Genomic DNA, 20,976 nt, shown 5'->3' with positions numbered 1-20,976 from the left:
TAAACGAAGCTATAATTCATTCACGATTATCGCCACAAAGGAAGGGAAATTGTGCGGCGTGTGAAACTGCTTTGTTCTCTTATTATGATCCTCACCAGCCAGAGCGCTCTGGCGGTGAGCTACCCGTTGCCGCCGGAAGGAAGCCGCCTGGTGGGCAGCCCGCTGACCATCACCATTCCGCAACACAATACCCAGCCGCTGGAGGCCTTTGCCGCTCAGTACGGTCAGGGCCTGAGCAATATGCTCGAGGCCAACCCCGGCGTCGACGTGTATCTGCCGAAGTCGGGCTCCACGCTGGTGGTCCCGCAGCAGCTTATCCTGCCCGCTACGGTTCGCAACGGGATCGTGATCAACGTGGCCGAAATGCGTCTCTACTACTATCCGCCCGATGGCACAACGGTTGACGTTCTGCCGATTGGCATTGGCCAGGCAGGACGCGAAACCCCCCGTAACTGGGTCACCGCCGTGGAGCGTAAGCAGGAGGCGCCGACCTGGACGCCCACCGCCAATACCCGTCGTGAATACGCCAGCCGTGGCGAAAGCCTGCCCGCGTTTGTGCCCGCAGGGCCGGATAATCCCATGGGCCTGTACGCGATTTACATCGGCAGGCTCTACGCGATCCACGGCACCAACGCCAATTTCGGCATTGGCCTGCGCGTGAGCCAGGGCTGCATCCGCCTGCGTAACGACGACATCAAATACCTGTTTGATACCGTTCCGGTCGGGACGCGCGTGCAAATCATCGACCAGCCGGTGAAGTATACCGCCGAGCCGGACGGCAGCCGCTGGGTTGAGGTTCACGAACCGTTGTCGCGTAACCGCGCGGAGTATGAATCGGACCGGAAGGTGCCGCTCCCCATCACGCCGGCGATTCAGGCCTTTGTGAAGGGCGAGGGGGTGGATGTGAATCACGCGGAGCAGGCGCTTGAACGCCGTTCAGGGATGCCGGTGGAGATTGGTCGTGCATCACTGCACGCCGGTAGCGGTTTTTAACCCTTTCCCTCACGCCAGGCGATTTCTTCCATCAGGATAACGCGCCCGCGGTTGCCGGGCGCTCTCGGTTGCCGTGGCGATTCACGTTCAGGGTTTAGCTTCATCGCATTGAGCTGATGCTTTAGCTAAAGGGATGTTTTTTAAAGGCGCTATGGGTTTCAAATAACTCGGCAACGGACCGGATATGATTAAAGTCTCCCGCATGAACCACGTGAGGGATCGTTGACTGAATAAAGGTCCAGATAACCGTACTCGTTACGGCCACCTGATCGGGAACCGCGGCCGCCGGACGCTCCTCCAGCAGCCTGTTCCACTCCCTGCAGGCTGCCAGCAGCTGAGTCGTGATGCGCGCTATCCACGGATTATGCTGCTTTTCCGCCGGGCGCAGATTGTGTTCATAGACATTTTGTACCGCCTTTTCACCCGCGGCGAGAATAAAGCCCAGCGTTTGCAGATCCCTTGCCAGCGCGTCCGGCGCGACCGGCAGCAGCTTGCGCCCCGGGGCTGCCTGGGTTTCAAAATAAGAGAGTATCAGCGACGAATCCATCAGGCGAATTCCGTTATCCAGCACCAGCGTCGGCGCTTTGACCGCAGGGTTTATCCTGGAAAAGGCTTCAAAGCTGCTGAATACGGACAGCGGGTGACTTGCAAACTCGACGCCGTAGAGTTCAAGGGAAATCGCCACGCGCCTTACATAAGGTGAATCCATCATGCCAATAAGCTTCATCATGATTTCTGTTTTCCTGTGCTGGTGAAATAGGCTGAGGTTAATGCTTCATTGCCGGCGGTGAAGAAACAGTACAATAAATTCGTCATGGCGAATATCTTCAGTATCTTACCGGTTGGGTTAGTATTACTGACAGATTGTGGGTCACGTTTTACGCGTCAGGTTGTGGGAGCGGTAACATGGCGGATTTTCCCCCTATTGCGAGTTTACGTAGTTTTGAAGCCGTGGCGCGTCTTGGCAGCGTGACGCTGGCGGCGAAAGAGCTACACGTTACGCATTCAGCCATCAGCCAGCAGATTAAAGTGCTGGAGGAGATGGTCGGCCTCAAGCTGTTTATCCGTCACGGCCGCGGCGTGCAAATTAATGAAGAAGGGCGGCTCTATGCCTTACAGGTCCGCGAGGCTTTGCACCATATTGCTGATGCCACCCGGCTGGTGCAGGTCAACCCCCGCCGGCAGGAGCTGACCCTGGCGATGGTGCCCTCGTTCGGCTGCCACTGGTTGTTGCCTCGCCTGGAACGGTTTCGGGAGAAATACCCCCATATCTCGCTGCGAATACAGGCGAGCCTGGCGATAACCAGCATGCAGCAGGAAGGGGCGGATTTGGCTATACGCATGGGAAAAGGCGACTGGGAAGGAACGGAGAGCCATTACCTTTTCTCCGATCAGCTTATCGTTGTGGCCGCGCCAACCTATAACGGCGGCGTGCTCCCCCGTACGCCGTCAGAGATAGCGAAGAGCAACATTATCTTTTCCATGGAGTCGTGGAAAGCATGGTGTATCAACGCGGGGCTTGAAAGAGAGATTGTGCCAGGCGGTTTGTGCATCAACGACTCGAACCTGGTGCTGGAGGCAGTCCGGCTCGGTAAAGGTATCGCGCTGGAACGCCGCTCTTTAGTCCAGGATGCGCTCTCCAGGGGTGAACTGGTACAGCTTACGTCTTTCACCGCCCCTTATCCGTGGCCTTACTGGCTGGTTTCATCGCAGGGCGCAGAGCAGAAAAACGAAGCCGTTCTATTTAAGGCCTGGCTTGATGAGGAGGTTACCGCATGGCGCCAGCAAACTGGCGCGGTGGAGGAGAAATGTGCGCGAGACGGTAAACCTTAGCTCCCGCCGGAAAGGCGGGAGAATTTATAGCAGGATGTTACTTATCGATTAAATGAAAATCACCCTGGGTATATCTTAATCCGTGAATATTGTCAGGGGTAAAGATGCGATCGATGAGTTTAATATCAACATCGGAAATAGCCAGGCTGGCTGCGCCGGCATTATCCTGCAAATGCGCGATTTGGCGCGCGCCGGGAATGGGGACAATATCATCGCCTTTACTCATCACCCACGCGAGAGCGAGCTGGGCCAGGGTACAGCGATATTTATCGGCCACATCCCGCAGCTGGCTGAGTAGCTGCTGGTTTTTCCGCATGGCATCGTGCTGGAAGCGAGGAAGATTGCGCCGAAAATCATCCTCGGCGAAGCCGGACCGATCGGTGATTTTGCCGGTTAAGAATCCACGACCCAGCGGGCTATAGGGCACAAATCCTACCCCTAATTCGCGGCAAGTTTTGAGAATGTTTTCTTCCGGCTCGCGGGTCCAGAGAGAATATTCGGTCTGAACGGCGGCGATCGGATGAACTTCACAGGCCCGGCGCAAAGTATTGGCAGAGACCTCGGAAAGTCCGATATGGAGAATTTTCCCTTCCTTGACCAGATCTGCCATTGTTCCCACTACGTCTTCAACGGGGACGGTGGGATCAACGCGGTGCTGATAAAGGAGATCAATAGTCTCGACGTTGAGACGTTTTAGGGAGCCTTCTACCGCTTCGCGGATATGTTCAGGACGGCTGTCAACGCCGGCCATACGCTCAAGCCCCTGACCGCCAGGAAGAATGCGGAAACCAAATTTGGTCGCAATCTGTACCTTATCGCGAACGCCTTTGATTGCTTTTCCGATCAGCACTTCATTCTCAAATGGGCCATAAACTTCTGCGGTATCAAGGAAGGTGACGCCCAAATCAACCGCAGCGTGAATGGTGTTAATTGCCTGCGACTCTTCGGCTCCGCCATAGGCAAAACTCATTCCCATACAACCCAGACCTAATGCCGACACCTGAAATTTGTTCTTTCCCAGATAACGTGTTTCCATTTTATTTTCCTCACTCGTACAATGTGCTGAAATATATACTTTCCTTTTCCATTCACAACAATTAATCTCTTTCTAATGCAGTATTTTACGGATGTTAACAATGAAAAATATTCCCGAATTGCAACATGTAGAAATGCTTATTCTTATTGTGAAGCATGGAAGTTTTCGTCAGGCAGCAAAAGAGTTGAATATTTCTCCACCAACGTTAACTATTGCCATAAATAATCTGGAAGAGAAACTGGGCGCGAGGCTTTTAAATCGTTCTACGCGCAGTCTTTCCCTGACCGCTATCGGCCAGGAATTTCTGAATGACGTTACTCCTGTGCTCAATGACTACAGGCGGGTGATTGATAACCTTAATGAGCACAGAGCAAAGCCGGAAGGAGTGGTGAGACTAAACTTGCCACGCATTGTGCTGGATCTCTTCTTTCAACGTTACTTCGCACCGTTCAAAAATGAGTATCCGGATATTAAACTTGAGTTATTCACCACGGACAGAAAAGTCAATATTATAGATTCAGGATTTGATGCGGGTATACGCTATACGCAAGATGTACCTAAGGATATGATTGCCATACCCTTTGGCGAACCGCTATCTCTTATTCCAGTGGCGAGTGCGGATTTTATAAAAAAATGCGGCGCACCCTCTTCACCAAAAGATCTCGTTAATTTCAGATGCATTAATCGTTGCTTTCCAGGTGGGGATCTGTACCGCTGGGAGTTTATTAGCGCTACGGGCGTTATAACGGAAGTGGCTGTGAAGGGCGATCTGGTGATGGATTCCGATGCGGCGATGATACAGGCTGCGGAATCTGGATTAGGTATTGCCTTTGTGTATGAGAATCTGGTTCAGGATAAAATTAAAGAAGGCGGGCTTGTCCGCTTACTGTCTGATTATCGTTATCCTGCCGATCATTTTAATATTTACTATCCGAGCCGCAAACATATCCCGGTCCCCCTGAGAACATTTATAACATGGGTGATGTCGATGAATAAAAATATCCTGGAGCAATAGCATGTGAAACGGCGGGTGAAAATAGACGGGATGAAAAACTGATTTTATCACGCTATTTTGTATTACTGGAAAAGTCTTCGAGTTGAAAAGTCGCACTACCGTCTGCTAAAAATCTGCATATTATCTCTGAGAGCGATGTTTTTCCACTGTTGTTTCGGCCAACAATGACTGTCGTCTGTTCCTCTAATACAAGCTCCACGTTAGCTAAAAGTCGGAAATTCTTTATTTTAACCTGATGAATGCGCATGCGTCCCTCAATCTGTTTATAGGATATCGACAAAGCTGATGTTATCACATTGCATGTGAGCTTCATCCTTCTAATAGCTTGGTTGTTCACAATACCTCAGATTCTATATTATTACCTGAGGCATTGAAACTTTACTCTGTCATTGATACATCACGCACATCATCCGGCTGAACCTGGCATTCTTTCCACCGACGCACAAGCGTAGCCACACAGGGATTGCCCGCTAGTTGATTCATTCTGACCCAATCAACGTCAACCAGTCCGGCAAGAAGTTCGTAATTAAGTTCTCCCTGCAATGCATGCCATTGGCGAATACTGGGCTGACGTTGAATAATAGGTTGAGGGGAGGAAAGACTGCCAACAATGACGTAATTTTGCTCTGGGTCATGCCAGAGTCGTGTAATACCCGGTACGTTCTTGAGCCAGTTTCGGGGATCGCCTAAAGGTAAATCGAAGACACGAGATAATAATTTATTCCATGATGCTATTAATGATGTACTGGCTCTTTTTACTGATTTTTGAGCAACTCCCACCATAAGCGCATTTTTTTTCTCAGGCCATTGGGAAAAAACATATTTTTTTAAAATATCATAAGTGACATTGAATTCATTGTCAGAATAATATTTTTTCAAAGCACATTTCCATAGCTCACACAGCAATTCTAGTTCACGAAGCAACGTATTTCTATTTGTATCGGATAATTCACCCTCTTCAGTAAGTTGGTCTATATGAAAAGTTAGTTCATCCATTTCAGGTAATAACCATTGACTAAGAGGGAACTGTTGCCGTTGAGAATCAAGAATAGTCATTAAATCGTTTAATTTCTCCGGAAGCATATGAGGTGATCCATATTGTGGATCCTGAAGGAGGATAGTCACCTCTTCCGTTTTGTGAATTATCACCGTCAATCGATTAATAAATCGAGTCAACTTCTCTGCTTCATTCCAAATCCCTTGTGTAATATCCTGGGGGCGATAATGGTAAGGCCACTTTTCGTTAAGCAAAGCGAGTAGTGCTGTTACAGAGGTATCAAATGAACGGAGTATATTATCACAGGCAGAAACAGCATCTGGCATAGCTGGATGGAAAGGTAATATTATTGGGCGGTCTTGTTTAACAGTAAACAAACAGCCATTAGTGATTACAGCGAGACTGTTAGTGAGTAGATCCTTCTGTTGTGGAAGCGTTATACTAATTTTGGTCTCATTGCATAGCAGCAAATGCTTCAGGACTAACTCTTTATATACAATTTCAACATTACGTGCCAAAGATTCCTGAACCGCTTTTTTCTCAAAATCACTGATACTATAATCATAGTAACGAGAATCTGTGGTAGGAATAAGCTTCGTGTCACCGTCAAGGGTAGACTGTTCTATTAGTAAGTTATCTGCAACTGAGTCGCTTGTGAGATCAAAAGGATTAACATTAATATGCTGGCAGGCAACTTTTGTTCTTAATGTTTGTGTCAATGGATAGCGATCGTCAATGATACCCGGAGTCTGATCCAGCAGAACAAGTAGACACTGTGATCCATCAATTTCTATGTTCACAATCTGATCCGGTTTTATATCGGGCAGTAATGACATGCGTGCTTCAGGATATTTTTCATTCAGCAGCGACTGAATGTTATTAACAATATATTGTGGGGATACATTTTTCGAAAAACGTAGATCAAGAACCTTTATCTCTTTGTCAAGCTGTACACTTGGGAATTTAGCCTTGTCAGTTGTTTTGAATTTTGTTTTAAGCGGTAAAGGGCGTAACTTAAGTACTACTGGAGATAATCCGAAGCCAAATTTTCTTGCTTGCTCAATAAATTCATTTTGTACGGGTTGAAGGATCCAGGGCCAGCTATTTTTAAGTGAGGTTGAGGACGAAAGGTCGAGAAAAGGGCGTAGCTTGCGTTTATCTTTTTTTTTGGCTACTTCCCGGTAAATCTGAGATTTAGGTTTTGTCGTTTTTTCCGCTTTCCAGCGGACAAGAACATTATTTTTATCATATATCCATAATGGTTGATTAATATTAAATGATTCGGTTTTTATATCGACTGGACGTAGTGGGACGTTTTTATGAAATAATATAACCTCAGTTATATTTTTATCACTTCTTTGTTGAGTGCGACAGTCCAGACTAATTGCATTGATACCGAAGCTGTTTTTACTTTTCCAGACGTCAGTCTGTAGTAATGGGCATCCCAGAGTATGACTCCCTTTGCAATGCGAACCAAAGGCGGAGACTTTACGCATGATAAGCCGGATCCATACGGGATTCAGCATAGCCTTGTAATGGACACGCGTTGGTTCAACAATAATCCCATCACCATTTTTTATTACTGGTGGATTATCCTGCTCAGAGTCCAAAGCAACGTATAGTCCAAATTGATCTTTATGAGACTTCATCAAATAAGGGTAATAACGTCCACCTAACTCATCATCAATTTGGGTTTGCCATTCTTTCCAGCGATAGTTTTTACTTAACGGATAATGATAGACAACCATTTTTTCAGCTTTTTCCCGATCGATCTCATTGTCCCGGTAAATCATGTGTGAAAGGGGGAGAGAACGGAATATTTCGTCATTACGTTTCGCCATGATGTTATGCTCTTTCCATAATGTTTTGATTAATGATTTTTTTGAGTTGCCCGAATCCGGGTGTTTCCACTGAAATAGTGTCCGGGGTTACACATCCGCCGAGAACCAGAATGTCCGCATCATAAGGATTTTGAACAGGGGTTAATTGGTGAGAGAAACCCAGTAATTGACTATCAGCATGTGGAGCAACAAAGTTGGCGATGACCAATTTGGTTTTATTACCCTCGATAGCGCGAATTTGTGCCAGTTTTTTACTCAAACCCAGAGGGGTATGCTCTTGATTTGCGCCAGACGCCAACCATTGTTGATATTCTTCATCTGCCTTATCGAGAGTATCTTGTCTCCAAAACTTAGCATCCACACGATAATCAGAATTTTTTATGCTGAAATCATACTGCTCAAAAAGACGGTGATTGCTCACCTGGCTGGTGGTAATGATGCTCTCTGAATAAAGAAGCGCCCGGATAGCCTCTTCTCCAAGACGTCCCATCAGTAGGCGTTGTACAACTAGTGGATGAAATGCGTAACGTTCTTCCAAATCGTTCGCGAAGGGCATAATAGACGTTCTGTAACCTTTACGGTTGAACCAGTCAGTAATGACAGGATGACGTTGGATATACTGGTACAGTCTCTGAGGGTTGTATTGGCGCAGCCCTTCTGCTGCTTTGTCAAAAAACTGCCATGTCTGTGGGGAGTACCAGATTTTGCCGTCAGTATTAGCTAATTTCGGTTTTTCAAAGCAAGCCCATTTATATAATTCAAGATCAATGTCGAAAGCGTTTTTTCCTGGTTCCCAGGCTAAATCATGTTGAAGTACTGCTTTACCGAGTTGTCGCCAGAGTAATGGGATGTCATCTCTTGGTGTTGACTGTTCTCGTAATAACCGAATAGCAGGAACCAGCCGCTGATCGATATAATCCAATGCTAGTTTTCCAGGTTGTGTCGGCGTCATGAGCTGGCTGAAGAAATTGTTCTGTGTCAGTTCATCACGCTCCCGAAGTGTATCCAGTAATTGACGATTGAGTGCCGAAAGCTGTCGACGATTTGATGTATAAATAGGCAGTGAAGCAAAGCGGGACAGATGTTTTGCCAGTTCAGAATCAAGATGAATTTCAGCGTTGGGTACTTCACACCAGGCTCTCTCAATACGACCAACCTGCTGTTGAACATTGGCTGCCTTATTTTTTATATAATCGCTGGTTCTCTTATACTCTCCGTTTAATCGGGAAATTTCGTTCTTCCGGTTCAGCATCAGTGGCAGGACGAAGCGCTGATGCTGTTTACGTGAAATTTCTCCTGCACGGAGTAGTTTTTCCAGATTGCGTAACTGGAAGCCTGCATGTGCCATATCATCATTGCTATCTGCACTGGTCTGGAAAGCGGAAAAGTAATAATGCCGTGATTCCAGTAAATATAAACAGGTCAAATCCATATTTTTGCCGGATTGTGGCAAGCTGAAATCCAGATTTATACCGTTGGTGGCGGAGGCAGTTTGTGTCAGCACAATAACAATACGTCCGGACGCAAATGCGGCCTGATAGGCTTCACTGAAGCCCTTTTTTTTCTGACATTCTGCGGTTAACAGACAGATTAGTGCGGGCTTGTTATGTATGGTCAACGGGATAAACACATCAGTAAAATTCTTTAGAAGGTTGTCGGATAAAGGCGGATCCAGCTTTAACCATGTGAGGCAATCTCTGCTTTGTGTCGCTATTGCAGCAGTTAGCCATTTTCTTAAATAAGATATGGAATTAACAAAAGCCAGATGCCCTCGGTGCTGAGGTCTTTTTCCTGCCAGATCCAGCACATCAAGCAGTTTAAGTAGAACATTCTGGCGATATTCTGATTCGAAATCTGTTGAAGGTTCATCATCATTCTGGAAAAAATCGGGGGGCAGAGAAGCGAGCAGATCGGCTGACTGCGGGCTGTTCTTTATTTTATTAAAATCATGGATTTCAGTATTCAGTTGTGTCTTTCTGATGCTTTCCTTGCTGCTATTGATCTCTTCAATCGCGGTATTCTGTAACTGAATGTCACCATCGGTCTGAACATAGGGTATCGGTTCTTTAAACCAAGAATCAGGTCGGTTTTCAAAAGTAGTTCCGAGAAAGCTTTCCGTAACTGTAGGGTTACGTGCTTCTGCAATATAGCGTAAGGCTGAGTTTATCCACCGGACATCAAAGTGGTTGCAGGCCCTTTCAATATATGATGTGGCCGATAGTGCAAAAACGAGATTACGGCTGGCTAGTGACAGTAGTAAACCTTCTGCTGTTGTTGGCAAGAACGCACGCTTGATCTGTATTCGTAATGGATCGATATCGGTATCCGCAATATTTTGTTTCAGCAACCAGTTAGTTAACCCAAAAATACTGGCATGTGTATTGGGCAAAATATTACTTTTTCTTAGTTCCCGCAGTTCAGGCAGATCGGTACGTGGTAACAAAAACCGAGACATATTTGGCAGGGTTGAGCCATAATATGACGGTCTGTAGTCATTAACCGGGTCAAACAGAAGTCGGGTTAACTTTTTTATGTATTCATGCGCTTCGTCTTCACTGGCTGTCAGATCTGTTAGCATCAGGTTAAACTGCCGAATAAACTTTTCCATCAGACGTAAAAAATCGCTGATATCAATTATTGACTCATTGTCCTGAGGTAAAGCGTTGGGTTTTATAATTTCATATCCATGCTCCGCTTTTCGCATAATGAGCCGCTCGCTGGTGACTAAATGATCAGAGCGAAATAAGTAATGCTCACCGAATGACTCACCTGTCAGATATTGTTGTAGTGGCATAACCAATGATCTGGCGTGTGTTAAATCGATATCTTTGTTAACTAATGTATTGTCCAGATTTTCAAGAAACTCAGCTAGGCGTACACGGATCATCGGAGCTGGCTCCGTTGCAACATGCTGCATACGTTGCAACAACCTGCGCCCCCCATCCAGCAACTGGCCCAGACATTCTGGCGGCTCCTGAACCCACTGGGCCTGAGCCAGATACTCCTGCAATACCTCGGCCTGATAATCAAACTCGTCAATAAAAATGATGTGATTACGCAACTCTTTACTGGACATACGTACTTTGCGCCGCCCATCGAAAAATGATGAAACCAGCTTTTGGGTTGTCATGATCAGCAGATGTTGCTTTTCGTCACGCCAGGCAATGGCGGGAAGAATGCGTCTAACCCAGGCATGACGACGGAAATCATCGAGCCGTTGCTTCGCTGCCTGCGTAAGTTCATTCATTTCGCCGTATTTTTCTTTCTGCTTTTTGAACTCTTTATCCAGAGACTTAATGTTCTGAATCAGCGTTATTTCTATGGCTGTACACGAATTGATTAACGCTTCTTTCTCACTGGCTATGGCAGCCCGAAATTGGGAGGGATAGTTTTTTAGCGTTCTGTTGATACGGAGTATATTGTTGCAACTTTTGCGCAATTTTTCAGCTATATCTTTACTGGCAAACAGATTACTGGCATGCAGCTCATCGATAGACGTAAAAGGGTTGGGCAACGAAGCTGGAGAAATATTTGTCTCATGAGGTAAAGGTGTTGCTTCAACGGCAGATACAATCTGGTCCTCTTGTGCATAAAGCACACTGACCCTGAATGGCTCTCCGTTACTGTCTTTATGCTCCGCTGTTTTTTCATAAATATCGTGCAGTATGTTCCAGCGGTGGGTAACCAGAATGGCCTGAAAGCCTGCCTTTTTAATGGATTCCAGTGCCGGAAGCGCGTTGTCTTCATAACCAAGACGATAAAGCGAGCTCGTCTTCCCGCTACCTGTTGGCCCCTGAAGCTGGCAAAATCCTGCGATACGACGGGACGTTTTGGATTTTTTTGCCTGAGAAAGGGTGTATTCAATAACGGCATTGTAGGAACGTAATAAAGGGGCACTCACATTTCACCTCATCCATGTCAGGTTATCGAAGAGTAAAATTTCAGCAAATTCATGTTACGCCGATCGGGTATCATTTCAATGTTTAATGTTAATTTCTCTTTATAAAACAACGCTTATGATACATTCATTTACTGGATGATTTATTGATGTGTTATACGCTTGAATTTGGCTCTGCGGGTCTCTCTTTTATAACAATCTGCGATCCTCCTTCCACAAAACCCTCTTGCCGTCAGTCCCCAATCGTTGATATCCGAGTAAACGAGGACTCAAAACCTCTTTCACGCGGCCAAAACCAACCCCGTCAGTGTTGGCTTTTTTATACCCTCCGTCCTTACGGACGGAGGGAGTATGCTGCCCGATCAAAGTCGGGAGGGCGACTAATACAACACCCTTCGGGGAAATAAGTCCGCGGTTTCGTGAAGCCGTCTTGAGCCTCCCGGCACCACTTTATGTGGTCATCTCAAAAAATTTCACGGAGGCATTTATGCCTGATTTCACTCCATCTTTCATTAAGTCACCCGGAGAGTTACTTTCCGTTCCTTTCAGTGCCGCCACGGATTTCACCGTAGTGGCCGATCGCTGCGAAAAATTCGCCGAAACCCTGATTGAAAGCAACGATCCCACACTGAAAATGGCGCTCTGTAGCAGACTCAATGCCTGTCTGACGCTGCTCCAGCCCACGTTGTTAGAACCCGTTCCTCCCCATCTTATTGAAAGCCTGACCGTTGACACTCTCCCTGCAAATTCACCTCGTTTCGAGCCTGAATGCACAGAGCTCTGTCACTACTGTCTCTCTCTGACACAGATGCTGGCAGGGCAAGGCTTTTACTCTGAAATGGAGAAACACCTTAGCGGCCTGCTGTATGAACTGATCAATTATTTCGTCGCGGAGATGAAAGCCCCGCGCTGGCTACGCACATCTGAGGGCGTGAAATTTATCGGCGAGGTGACGGCATGATGCAACAGAACTGGCATCCCGCCGACATTATTGCGGCGCTGAAAAAGCGGGGAACGTCGCTGTCAGCGCTTGCCTGGCGTCCTCTACGCTGGCAAATGGGCTTAACCACCGCTGGCCCAATAGCGAAAGATTGATTGCTGAAGCGTTCGACTTCGAGCCTGGAAAAATCAGGCCTTCACGCTGCCGCTGATGCTCCTCCGAAGCAGCTCCGATCCGGAAGCCGCCTCGCATTCCGTTTACCTGAACCGCCATAATCCTTTAAACCGCAAAAACAGTTTTCTATTATCAGCCTTCTTAGTTACGCGTTTCGTTCCCACCTGTACTGTCCTCCGATGGATAACGGCTTTCTTCACGCTTTATTACGAAAAGGAAATCACCATGAATCTGATGAATAATTGTGCACCGCCTGCCGTAGATGTTATATTAAAATATAATATTCGGAGGTGCTCTATGTATACCACTCGCCTGAAAAAGGTCGGCGGCTCCATCATGTTGGCGGTTCCTCCCGCCGTGCTCAAAACGCTGGAGCTGTCGACGGACAGCGAAGTCGGCATGACCATTAATAATGGCTGCCTGATTATTGAACCCCAGAAACGGCCTCATTATTCTCTTGAGGAGCTGCTGGCGCAGTGCGATCCGCACGCCGAAATGAGCGAAGAGGATAGGGAATGGATTGATGCTCCTGCGGTGGGCAAGGAGATCCTGTAGATGGACAGAGGGGAAATCTGGCTCGTTTCACTGGATCCGATTGCAGGCCACGAGCAAAGCGGAAAACGTCCGGTGCTTATCGTATCGAAGGCATCGTTTAACAAGCTGGCCCGGTTACCCGTTGTTGTTCCCATCACCAGCGGTGGAAAATTTGCTCGCACGGCAGGTTTCACCGTTTCACTGGAAGGGGCAGGGACAAAAACAACGGGCGTTATTCGCTGCGACCAGCCCAGAACCATTGATATGGTTGCCCGGAACGGCAAGCGGCTGGAAAGCATACCAGACGCTGTGGTAAATGAAGTGCTTGCCAGGCTGGATGCAATTTTAAGTTAACGCAGGACGCAGAAAAGCAAAAAGCCTGCTTCAAAAGCAGGCTTTTCAAATATGGCTCCTCTGACTGGACTCGAACCAGTGACATACGGATTAACAGTCCGCCGTTCTACCGACTGAACTACAGAGGAATCGTTGTGGAGTCGTATCTTAGCGGCGAAAAAACTTTTGTCAAACATCTATTCGCCGTCCGAGGCTCAACTGGCGCATCCATCAACAAATTGTCGCCATTATCGACAATTTATCGGGAAAAATGCTTTGCAGGATTAGCTTTTCTCTATCATCATTTGAAATGTAGTTTCAACTTTTCTCACTAAGGTCTCCCTTGAACGTCACCGCCGCATTACGCCAGTCCGTCGAACGCACGTCCTGGTTTAAAAAACGCAAGAGCTATCGCGTCCTCTACTGGCGTGAAATCAGTCCGCTTGCGGTCCCCATTTTGCTGGAAAACGCCTGCGTATTGCTAATGGGCGTGTTGAGTACTTTTTTGGTCAGCTGGCTCGGTAAAGAGGCCATGGCGGGAGTAGGCCTGGCCGACAGCTTCAATATGGTGATCATGTCCTTTTTTGCCGCCATCGACCTCGGTACGACCGTGGTGGTGGCGTTTAGCCTGGGCAAACGGGACCGGCGGCGGGCAAGGGCGGCAGCGCGCCAGTCGCTGGCGATAATGACCCTGTTCTCGATTATTCTCGCGGCGGTCATCCATGCCTTCGGCGCGGAAATCATTAATTTTGTCGCCGGGGATGCGACAGAAGAGGTAAAAGCTCTGGCACTGACCTATCTGGAGCTGACGGTGCTGAGCTATCCGGCGGCGGCAATTGCCCTGATCGGCAGCGGCGCGCTGCGCGGCGCCGGGACCACCAAAATTCCGCTGCTGATCAACGGCGGGATGAATATCCTCAATATTATTATCAGCAGCATCCTGATTTACGGCATTTTCTCGTGGCCCGGCATGGGGTTTGTCGGGGCGGGGCTGGGATTAACGATTGCCCGCTACATTGGCGCGGTTGCCACCATTTGGGTGCTAATGATCGGTTTTAACCCGGCGCTGCGCATTTCGCTGAAGAGCTATTTTAAGCCGTTTAACTTCGCCATTATCTGGGAAGTGATGGGCATCGGGATCCCCGCCAGCATTGAATCGGTTTTGTTCAACGGCGGTAAGCTGCTGACGCAGATGTTTGTTGCCGGGATGGGGACCAACGTGATTGCCGGTAACTTTATCGCTTTCTCCGTGGCCGCGCTGATCAACCTGCCGGGGAACGCGCTCGGTTCAGCATCGACTATTATCACCGGCCGACGCCTCGGAAAAGGGCAGATCGCTCAGGCGGAGCGTCAGGCGTGGCACGTCTTCTGGCTGTCGACCATCATTTTGACGGCGATCGCCTGGGGAACCGCGCCGCTTGCCGGCCTGATCGCCTCGTTCTATACCAGCGAAGAGGACGTCAAAGTGGTGGTGAAAGAGCTGCTGTGGCTGAACGCCTTCTTTATGCCGATCTGGGCGATGGCCTGGACGCTGCCGTGCGCCTTTAAAGGCGCGCGCGACGTGCGTTACACCATGTGGGTCTCAATGCTCGGCATGTGGGGCTGTCGCGTGGTGGCGGGCTACACGCTGGGGATTGTGCTGGGCATGGGGGTGATCGGCGTCTGGCTGGGTATGGTGCTTGACTGGGCGGTGCGCGGCGTTTTGTTTTACTGCCGGATGGTCAGCGGGCGCTGGCTGTGGAAGTATCCGCGAACGAAAGCGCAGGCCGACGAGACCCGCGCGCAGGTTGAAGAAACGTAACACGCGGTGGGCGAAACGGGACTTTTCGCCCAAAGTGGAGAATTATTCGGCAAACGGTTTGAAATGTGAAAACAGCCTTTGACAAGGTGAGGCGCCATCGATAATATGCGCCTCGTTCAAACGATTCCTCTGTAGTTCAGTCGGTAGAACGGCGGACTGTTAATCCGTATGTCACTGGTTCGAGTCCAGTCAGAGGAGCCATATTTAAGAAGCCCGCTTAAGGAAACTTAAGCGGGCTTTTTGCTTTCCTATTCCATAGCCACGATGGTGGCAACGCCGGGGCACAAGAACATTCCCGGCGCACCGTCAGGGTCTTAAAACCAGGATACAATAAGGGAAATTAGCCCGATCGCGGCAGTCCAGAAAAAAAGAGTTGCTAATAAAATAAACAGGCGGATATTCCCTATGGTTAATTTCATAAAGCTGTCTTCCATACTTTTACGAAAATAGTACATTGCCGGTCGCGATAGATAAGCATATTCATGGTTGCCTACTGTCGACATGCGCAATTTCATCTCTGGTAATTTAGTAACAAGGTATTTGTTGCAAACAACCTGTCGCTATTAAAGGATGATTCCAGAGTAGAGTAGCGCCCATAGGTAACTCTTTAATTATTTTGATCTCTCCCTGGCGCTGGCTATTTTGTGCCGCTTTTTTGTCCCATGTGAATTTATGTAATTAATTTAATAGGTTACGAGACTTAGTTCAAGTATTAATCAGCCCTCGGCTGGGCGTTTTATGACCACAGGGAAAATGATACTGACATGTTAATAAAATGTTTATTTGTTGATTTTCATAGTGGGAATAATATTGTGCGGATATACACGTATGGATGTGCTCTGAGAATTTTTTACCCCTAACAAAAATAAACGCTTTATTTTATAACGCTCAGTCCGGCTGGTGGCCGCGTAAATATTTCACGCGATCCGGACTGAGTGTATTCTGCTCGTATGATATCAGCGCTTAGCGGAACGGCGGTTCGTTGAAGGTTCTCAGCTTGCGCGAATGCATGTGGTCGCCTTCGGCGCGCAGCAGGTCAATCGCCCGAATACCAATCTGCAAATGTTCGGAAATGGCCCCTTCATAGAATCGGTTAGCCTGGCCCGGCAGCTTAATCTCGCCGTGCAGCGGTTTGTCGGAGACGCACAGCAGGGTGCCGTAGGGGACGCGGAAGCGATAGCCCTGGGCGGCAATGGTTGCGCTTTCCATATCGATAGCCACCGCGCGGCTGAGGTTAAAGCGCAGCGCTGAGGCCGAGTAGCGCAGCTCCCAGTTGCGATCGTCGGTGGTGACCACCGTTCCGGTACGCAGCCGCTGTTTTACCTCTTCGCCCGGCATGCCGCTGACCTGCTTCGTGGCGTCGTAGAGCGCGCGCTGAACTTCGGCGATGCTCGGAATAGGGATATCCGGCGGCAGCACCGCATCCAGCACGTGGTCGTCGCGCAGATAGGCATGGGCCAGCACGTAGTCGCCGATATTCTGGCTTTCACGCAGGCCGCCGCAGTGGCCAATCATCAGCCAGACGTCCGGACGCAGCACCGCCAGATGGTCGCAGATATTTTTGGCATTTGCCGGGCCGACGCCAATATTAATCAGCGTGATCCCCTGTCCGTCTTTGGTTATCAGGTGCCAGGCGGGCATCTGGTGCTTTTTCCACGCCAGATCGGAAATCGCTTCCTCCGGCGCCTCCGTGTCCGCCGTTATCCAGATCCCGCCCGCGCAGGAGAGGGCGATATAGGGACTCTCGGGATCGAGAATTTGGCTACAGCCCCAGCGCACGAACTCATCGACGTAGCGGGTGTAGTTGGTAAACAGCATATACGGCTGGAAATGGTCAACCGGCGTGCCGGTATAGTGGCGCAGGCGCGCCAGCGAGAAATCGACGCGGCGGGCGTCGAAGTGGGAAAGTGGATAGTATTCCGTCGAATGAAACAGGCCATCGGCGGTTTCATCGCCAATTTGCGACAGCTCGGTGGTGGGGAAAAAACGCGTCAGGCCGGCGCTCATTGAGCGATCGAGCGTGAGTTCAGAGCCATCAATAACGTACGGATAGGGGATCTCATGCTGCGACAGCCCGACGGTAATCGCGGCATCGTAATCCTGATACAGCATGGTGAGCTGCTCCAGCAGATAGGCGCGAAACAGTTTAGGGTTGGTGATGGTGGTGGTATAGCAACCGCTATGGGTGAAGCGACCCCAGGCCCGGGTTTTTAACGCTTTATGTTCCGCTCCGTCCCACGATACCGACAGCTGCGGGTAAACGAACAGTCCTTCCGCACGGGCGCTATTCTCGGGGAGGATATTATGGTGAATATAATCGCCGAGGGCTTTACGCAGCGCATTGACCGATTTTTCATAGAGCGCTTCGAGCTGCGTAAGCGCCTGTTCTGGGGTCAGCCTGGCGGCTTTCTGATTCATGACGTACTCCTTGTTTCTGCTCTGCTGACGTTTTGCTTAGTATGTCACAGACTGAAAAAGGCGCAGGACAATTTAACCCGCTTAGTTGAGAAAGTACTGAGATTAGAACCAGTTGATGCTGGGGGATGTCGATTAATGCGCGGTGATATTCGCGATGGCGCCCCAGCGTTCAGCGCTGAAATGCGTGGCGTTGAGCACTTTTAGGGTGATCGACTTATTGTCGTTAATGCAGTACAGCGCGTTAGCCAACGGCGTCAGCTTATCGCCCTCCTGTAGACGCCGGCCGCAGGAAGTGAGTTCCGCAATGATGGTTAGCTGGCCGCTTTGCAGAACCGCGTGGGTATGTGTAGACGTCGAGGCCTCGCGTAGTTTCTTAATCCACCATTCCATTTGTTTATTCCTGACCTGTTACACTCCGGCGATAATTCATGTTTGCTCCTCATCTGACAATAAGAACAGGCGGTTGGTTTAGTCTATGTTTAATAAGTGAATCGCAGGATCGGATTCCTTCTGCATAATAGCCCACCCTGGCAGCTAAAGAGATAATTCGGACAGAAATATGGCAATGATGCGTTTTACCCGGCTGCTGAATAAGTCGGGATTAAGATTAGTCTCGGTGGCGAAAAAAGCCATCATTGGGCTGCTGGTGGTCGTGATCGTCTTTTTTATTGGCCGTATTTACGAATCGCAGCGCGGTCCGGCGCTGCACCGCTGGCATACCTGGACGGCGAATGAAATGAGCGCCAGCGAGATTGACCGCGCCACTTTTGCCGAATACCAGACGCGGGAAGCGGCGATTTTCCGCGATATGAAAAGCAGCATTACCGACACGCTGAGCGACGATGAAAAAACGGCCATTAACCGCTTTTACGCGCAAAGTCTGGTCTATCCGGATAAGTTTCATCCCGACTGGAACCGCTCCTTTATTTTGCTGCCGCAGGGCAAACCGCGCGGCGCGGCGGTACTGCTGCACGGCCTGACGGATTCGCCCTACAGCGTACATTATCTGGCGCAGCGCTATCAGCAGCTGGGATTTGTTGCCGTCGCGCCGCGGCTGCCCGGACACGGTACCGCCCCCGGCGCGCTCACCGCGGTGGACCGCGAAGAGTGGATCGCGACAACCCGGCTTGCGGTGCGCGAAGCGACGCGGTTGGCGGGGAATGACGCGCCGCTGCACGTGGTTGGCTACTCCAACGGCGGGGCGCTGGCGCTGAAGTACGCCCTCGATAGCCTTGAGGATAAATCGCTGCGCCGGCCGCAGCAGGTCATCCTGCTGTCGCCGATGATTGGCGTTACCGCGTTTGCGCGTTTTGCCGGGCTGGCCGGTTTGCCTTCTGTATTCCCGGCTTTCGCCCGCGCGGCGTGGCTGAACGTCGTCCCGGAGTTTAATCCCTATAAATACAATTCGTTCCCGGTGAAGGCGGCAAGGCAGTCATGGCTGTTGTCGCAGGCGCTGCAGCAGCAAATCGTGCAGGAAGCGCAGCGTCAGCGGCTTTCTGAACTGGCGCCGGTGTTAACTTTTCAGTCGGTGATGGATTCAACGGTGAGCACCCGGGCGGTGGTGGATTCGCTCTACCGTTATCTGCCGGATAACGGTAGCGAACTGGTGATTTTCGACATTAACCAGGCGGCGAATTTGCGCGCGCTATTTCGTCCCTCGCTCTATTCGGCGGTGAATACGTTATTGCCGCCGGCGCCTCGGCCCTACGGCACCACGGTGATTACCAACGCCGCGCCCGACACCTACGAGACGGTGGCCCGCACCACGCTTGCCGGGACGCGAAGCGAAACCGTGACGCCGCTGAATATCGCCTGGCCGCAGGATATGTATTCGCTATCGCACGTGGCGGTGCCGTTCCCGCTGACCGACTCGCTCTATGGCCGCGAACCGGCGGAGAAAAATCGCTACGGGATCAGCATCGGCACGATCTCGTTGCGCGGGGAAACCTCAACCCTGAGCGTCGGGCTGGATACGCTGATGCGCGTCACGTCCAACCCGTTTTTCCCGTGGATGATGGCGCGCATTAACCATCATATCGCCTGTAGCGAGCAGGCGGATATCGCTGCCTGTCTCCGTTCGCAGGCGGCGGCCTCAGAATAGCGTGAGGTGCATCACGGTGCGGATGGCGATCCCGGCGATAGCGCCAATCGCGGCGAAGCGGAACAGGCGTACGAAGCGCGAGCTGACGCCCAGAAAGATGCCGATGCCGGGAAGATCGAACGTTTGCACTAGCAGGCCCGCCGAGGCGTTGATCTGGCTTACGGTCGCTTTACCCTGCTGGACGAGCTCGGAGACCACGCCGAAATAGGCCGTACCGCCGGCAACGCATTTGACCAGCGCCGGCAGCACGAAGTTAACCGGAATATTCAGCCACAGCAGCAGCGGCAGCAGCAGGCGCTGAAGCATCTCAATCAGGCCTGCCGCCTGCATAAATCCGACGATGGCCAGCGACAGGATCAGCATGGGCACCGCGCCGAGGGCCAGGCGGATGGCGTCGGCACCGGCGCTGTTGATAACGGAGATAATCCCCTGGCTATTTTGCTCCGCCTCAGGCAGCGCGTCGGCCCGCACGTTTTCAACCATCGATAGCCTGCGGCCGGCGATATGCCAGGTGACCGCGGCGGCGCACAGCCCGCCGACAATCGAAATGATGATTGAGGCCAGCCAGTGCAGGCCGAAGGGCGTTAACGGGTAGAAAACGTTGCCTTGACCCATGGCGAAAAGCATCGCCAGCGTGGCGGCCATATGCCGGTCCGAAGCGCCGCGTTTGTCCATAATCGCGAGGGTCGCCAGCGGGGCGGCGAAGCTGACAAAATTCATCTGAATCAGGGCAAAAGCGCTCATCCCGGTTAAGCCGAACGGCTTAAGCAGCGGGGCGAGCCAGCGAACGATGGCGTCCAGTACCCCGCGGACCTCCAGATATTTCATCACGATGAGCATGACGACCATGATTGGCAACAGCGTATAAAGCGCCACATCGACGGAGGTTTTCCCCGCCGACATAATAATGCTGATGAAGTCCATCTATTTCTCAATCACTGCGGGCAGAAAGGATAATTAGCGCCATCATAATCCCAGCGGCAAGGAAATGAAATCACCGCGGCGGCGCTCTCTGTCCTGAAACGGGCGTTTAACTGGACTTGCAATTAGCCCGGGACGGTG

Annotated in this window: 17 protein-coding genes, 2 tRNA genes and 1 pseudogene; 11 read left to right on the top strand and 9 right to left on the bottom strand. The window is 50.2% G+C overall.

What is annotated here, in order from left to right; translation table 11 throughout:
* Positions 1-84: 84 nt before the first annotated feature.
* Positions 85-993: a L,D-transpeptidase gene (gene ldtA, locus BJF97_RS18800; protein WP_236945571.1), complete on the top strand. Its 909-nt coding sequence runs from the start codon at positions 85-87 to the stop codon at positions 991-993.
* A 121-nt stretch (positions 994-1,114) separates the two neighbouring features.
* On the opposite strand, the gene BJF97_RS18795 is transcribed toward ldtA, so the two are convergent.
* The gene (locus BJF97_RS18795; protein WP_032693872.1) at positions 1,115-1,720 is read right to left on the bottom strand and encodes a glutathione S-transferase family protein; all 606 of its coding nucleotides are present in this window, start codon (positions 1,718-1,720) and stop codon (positions 1,115-1,117) included.
* 179 nt (positions 1,721-1,899) lie between these two features.
* Between BJF97_RS18795 and BJF97_RS18790 the strand changes: the two genes are divergently transcribed.
* Positions 1,900-2,826, top strand: coding sequence for a LysR substrate-binding domain-containing protein (locus BJF97_RS18790; RefSeq protein WP_014838892.1), 927 nt, complete (start codon positions 1,900-1,902; stop codon positions 2,824-2,826).
* 37 nt (positions 2,827-2,863) lie between these two features.
* Here the strand turns inward: BJF97_RS18790 and BJF97_RS18785 are convergent, their stop codons facing one another.
* Positions 2,864-3,862, bottom strand: a complete 999-nt coding sequence (locus BJF97_RS18785) for an aldo/keto reductase (protein WP_014229982.1) — start codon at positions 3,860-3,862, stop codon at positions 2,864-2,866.
* Between the two features lie 100 nt (positions 3,863-3,962).
* Here BJF97_RS18785 and BJF97_RS18780 point away from each other — a divergent pair, with 100 nt between their 5' ends.
* Positions 3,963-4,877: a LysR family transcriptional regulator gene (locus BJF97_RS18780; RefSeq protein ID WP_032693825.1), complete on the top strand. Its 915-nt coding sequence runs from the start codon at positions 3,963-3,965 to the stop codon at positions 4,875-4,877.
* Positions 4,878-4,929: 52 nt separating this feature from the next.
* Here BJF97_RS18780 and BJF97_RS32815 read toward each other — a convergent pair whose 3' ends face one another.
* The 3 genes from BJF97_RS32815 to BJF97_RS18770 all read right to left on the bottom strand — a co-directional run bounded on the left by BJF97_RS32815 (position 4,930) and on the right by BJF97_RS18770 (position 11,616).
* Positions 4,930-5,124 (bottom strand): AAA family ATPase, encoded by a 195-nt coding sequence (locus BJF97_RS32815; RefSeq protein WP_223240603.1) that lies wholly within the window; start codon positions 5,122-5,124, stop codon positions 4,930-4,932.
* A gap of 131 nt (positions 5,125-5,255) precedes the next feature.
* The gene (locus tag BJF97_RS18775) at positions 5,256-7,715 is read right to left on the bottom strand and encodes a hypothetical protein (RefSeq protein ID WP_032693824.1); all 2,460 of its coding nucleotides are present in this window, start codon (positions 7,713-7,715) and stop codon (positions 5,256-5,258) included.
* A gap of 4 nt (positions 7,716-7,719) precedes the next feature.
* Positions 7,720-11,616, bottom strand: a complete 3,897-nt coding sequence (locus tag BJF97_RS18770; protein WP_070082944.1) for a hypothetical protein — start codon at positions 11,614-11,616, stop codon at positions 7,720-7,722.
* Between the two features lie 484 nt (positions 11,617-12,100).
* Between BJF97_RS18770 and BJF97_RS18765 the strand changes: the two genes are divergently transcribed.
* The 4 genes and pseudogenes from BJF97_RS18765 to BJF97_RS18750 all read left to right on the top strand — a co-directional run bounded on the left by BJF97_RS18765 (position 12,101) and on the right by BJF97_RS18750 (position 13,615).
* Complete coding sequence (locus BJF97_RS18765; protein WP_050595132.1) at positions 12,101-12,574, top strand: hypothetical protein; 474 nt, start codon at positions 12,101-12,103, stop codon at positions 12,572-12,574.
* Positions 12,571-12,764, top strand: a pseudogene (locus tag BJF97_RS18760) (helix-turn-helix domain-containing protein). Before BJF97_RS18765 ends, BJF97_RS18760 begins: the two are co-directional and overlap by 4 nt.
* A 260-nt stretch (positions 12,765-13,024) precedes the next feature.
* On the top strand, positions 13,025-13,282 hold the full coding sequence (locus BJF97_RS18755; protein ID WP_004852307.1) for an AbrB/MazE/SpoVT family DNA-binding domain-containing protein: 258 nt from the start codon (positions 13,025-13,027) through the stop codon (positions 13,280-13,282).
* Positions 13,283-13,615 (top strand): type II toxin-antitoxin system PemK/MazF family toxin, encoded by a 333-nt coding sequence (locus tag BJF97_RS18750; protein WP_032693748.1) that lies wholly within the window; start codon positions 13,283-13,285, stop codon positions 13,613-13,615.
* A 52-nt stretch (positions 13,616-13,667) separates the two neighbouring features.
* On the opposite strand, the gene BJF97_RS18745 is transcribed toward BJF97_RS18750, so the two are convergent.
* Positions 13,668-13,743: transfer RNA gene (locus BJF97_RS18745), tRNA-Asn, on the bottom strand.
* Positions 13,744-13,749: 6 nt separating this feature from the next.
* On the opposite strand from BJF97_RS18745, the gene BJF97_RS35695 reads away from it, so the two are divergent.
* The 3 genes from BJF97_RS35695 (at position 13,750) to BJF97_RS18735 (ending at position 15,596) form a co-directional block, all read left to right on the top strand.
* The gene (locus tag BJF97_RS35695; protein WP_219538927.1) at positions 13,750-13,929 is read left to right on the top strand and encodes a DUF5951 family protein; all 180 of its coding nucleotides are present in this window, start codon (positions 13,750-13,752) and stop codon (positions 13,927-13,929) included.
* A gap of 8 nt (positions 13,930-13,937) precedes the next feature.
* The gene (locus tag BJF97_RS18740) at positions 13,938-15,395 is read left to right on the top strand and encodes an EmmdR/YeeO family multidrug/toxin efflux MATE transporter (RefSeq protein ID WP_014229916.1); all 1,458 of its coding nucleotides are present in this window, start codon (positions 13,938-13,940) and stop codon (positions 15,393-15,395) included.
* Positions 15,396-15,520: 125 nt separating this feature from the next.
* Positions 15,521-15,596 (top strand) — tRNA-Asn (locus BJF97_RS18735).
* A 762-nt stretch (positions 15,597-16,358) separates the two neighbouring features.
* On the opposite strand, the gene BJF97_RS18730 is transcribed toward BJF97_RS18735, so the two are convergent.
* Positions 16,359-17,813 (bottom strand): AMP nucleosidase, encoded by a 1,455-nt coding sequence (locus BJF97_RS18730; RefSeq protein WP_014229909.1) that lies wholly within the window; start codon positions 17,811-17,813, stop codon positions 16,359-16,361.
* Positions 17,814-17,945: 132 nt separating this feature from the next.
* On the bottom strand, positions 17,946-18,203 hold the full coding sequence (locus BJF97_RS18725) for a histidine kinase (protein WP_014229908.1): 258 nt from the start codon (positions 18,201-18,203) through the stop codon (positions 17,946-17,948).
* 169 nt (positions 18,204-18,372) lie between these two features.
* Here BJF97_RS18725 and BJF97_RS18720 point away from each other — a divergent pair, with 169 nt between their 5' ends.
* Positions 18,373-19,914, top strand: a complete 1,542-nt coding sequence (locus BJF97_RS18720) for an alpha/beta hydrolase (RefSeq protein ID WP_048252430.1) — start codon at positions 18,373-18,375, stop codon at positions 19,912-19,914.
* Here the strand turns inward: BJF97_RS18720 and BJF97_RS18715 are convergent.
* Positions 19,906-20,838, bottom strand: a complete 933-nt coding sequence (locus BJF97_RS18715) for a nucleoside recognition domain-containing protein (protein WP_032693515.1) — start codon at positions 20,836-20,838, stop codon at positions 19,906-19,908. The genes BJF97_RS18720 and BJF97_RS18715 overlap by 9 nt on opposite strands.
* Positions 20,839-20,976 lie beyond the last annotated feature (138 nt).

This window comes from Klebsiella sp. LTGPAF-6F (assembly GCF_001753185.1).
Taxonomy (GTDB): Bacteria; Pseudomonadota; Gammaproteobacteria; order Enterobacterales; family Enterobacteriaceae; genus Klebsiella; species Klebsiella michiganensis.
Note: the sequence above shows the minus strand (reverse complement) of the source record. Positions and strands in the feature narration are given on the sequence as shown.

What these genes read in the sequence shown, in the direction of transcription:
- ldtA (WP_236945571.1), top strand. Translation starts at nt 85, where the DNA reads ATGATCCTCACCAGCCAGAGCGCTCTGGCGGTGAGCTACCCGTTGCCG.
- BJF97_RS18795 (WP_032693872.1), bottom strand. Translation starts at nt 1,720, where the DNA reads ATGAAGCTTATTGGCATGATGGATTCACCTTATGTAAGGCGCGTGGCG.
- BJF97_RS18790 (WP_014838892.1), top strand. Translation starts at nt 1,900, where the DNA reads ATGGCGGATTTTCCCCCTATTGCGAGTTTACGTAGTTTTGAAGCCGTG.
- BJF97_RS18785 (WP_014229982.1), bottom strand. Translation starts at nt 3,862, where the DNA reads ATGGAAACACGTTATCTGGGAAAGAACAAATTTCAGGTGTCGGCATTA.
- BJF97_RS18780 (WP_032693825.1), top strand. Translation starts at nt 3,963, where the DNA reads ATGAAAAATATTCCCGAATTGCAACATGTAGAAATGCTTATTCTTATT.
- BJF97_RS32815 (WP_223240603.1), bottom strand. Translation starts at nt 5,124, where the DNA reads ATGCGCATTCATCAGGTTAAAATAAAGAATTTCCGACTTTTAGCTAAC.
- BJF97_RS18775 (WP_032693824.1), bottom strand. Translation starts at nt 7,715, where the DNA reads ATGGCGAAACGTAATGACGAAATATTCCGTTCTCTCCCCCTTTCACAC.
- BJF97_RS18765 (WP_050595132.1), top strand. Translation starts at nt 12,101, where the DNA reads ATGCCTGATTTCACTCCATCTTTCATTAAGTCACCCGGAGAGTTACTT.
- BJF97_RS18755 (WP_004852307.1), top strand. Translation starts at nt 13,025, where the DNA reads ATGTATACCACTCGCCTGAAAAAGGTCGGCGGCTCCATCATGTTGGCG.
- BJF97_RS18750 (WP_032693748.1), top strand. Translation starts at nt 13,283, where the DNA reads ATGGACAGAGGGGAAATCTGGCTCGTTTCACTGGATCCGATTGCAGGC.
- BJF97_RS18730 (WP_014229909.1), bottom strand. Translation starts at nt 17,813, where the DNA reads ATGAATCAGAAAGCCGCCAGGCTGACCCCAGAACAGGCGCTTACGCAG.
- BJF97_RS18725 (WP_014229908.1), bottom strand. Translation starts at nt 18,203, where the DNA reads ATGGAATGGTGGATTAAGAAACTACGCGAGGCCTCGACGTCTACACAT.
- BJF97_RS18720 (WP_048252430.1), top strand. Translation starts at nt 18,373, where the DNA reads ATGGCAATGATGCGTTTTACCCGGCTGCTGAATAAGTCGGGATTAAGA.
- BJF97_RS18715 (WP_032693515.1), bottom strand. Translation starts at nt 20,838, where the DNA reads ATGGACTTCATCAGCATTATTATGTCGGCGGGGAAAACCTCCGTCGAT.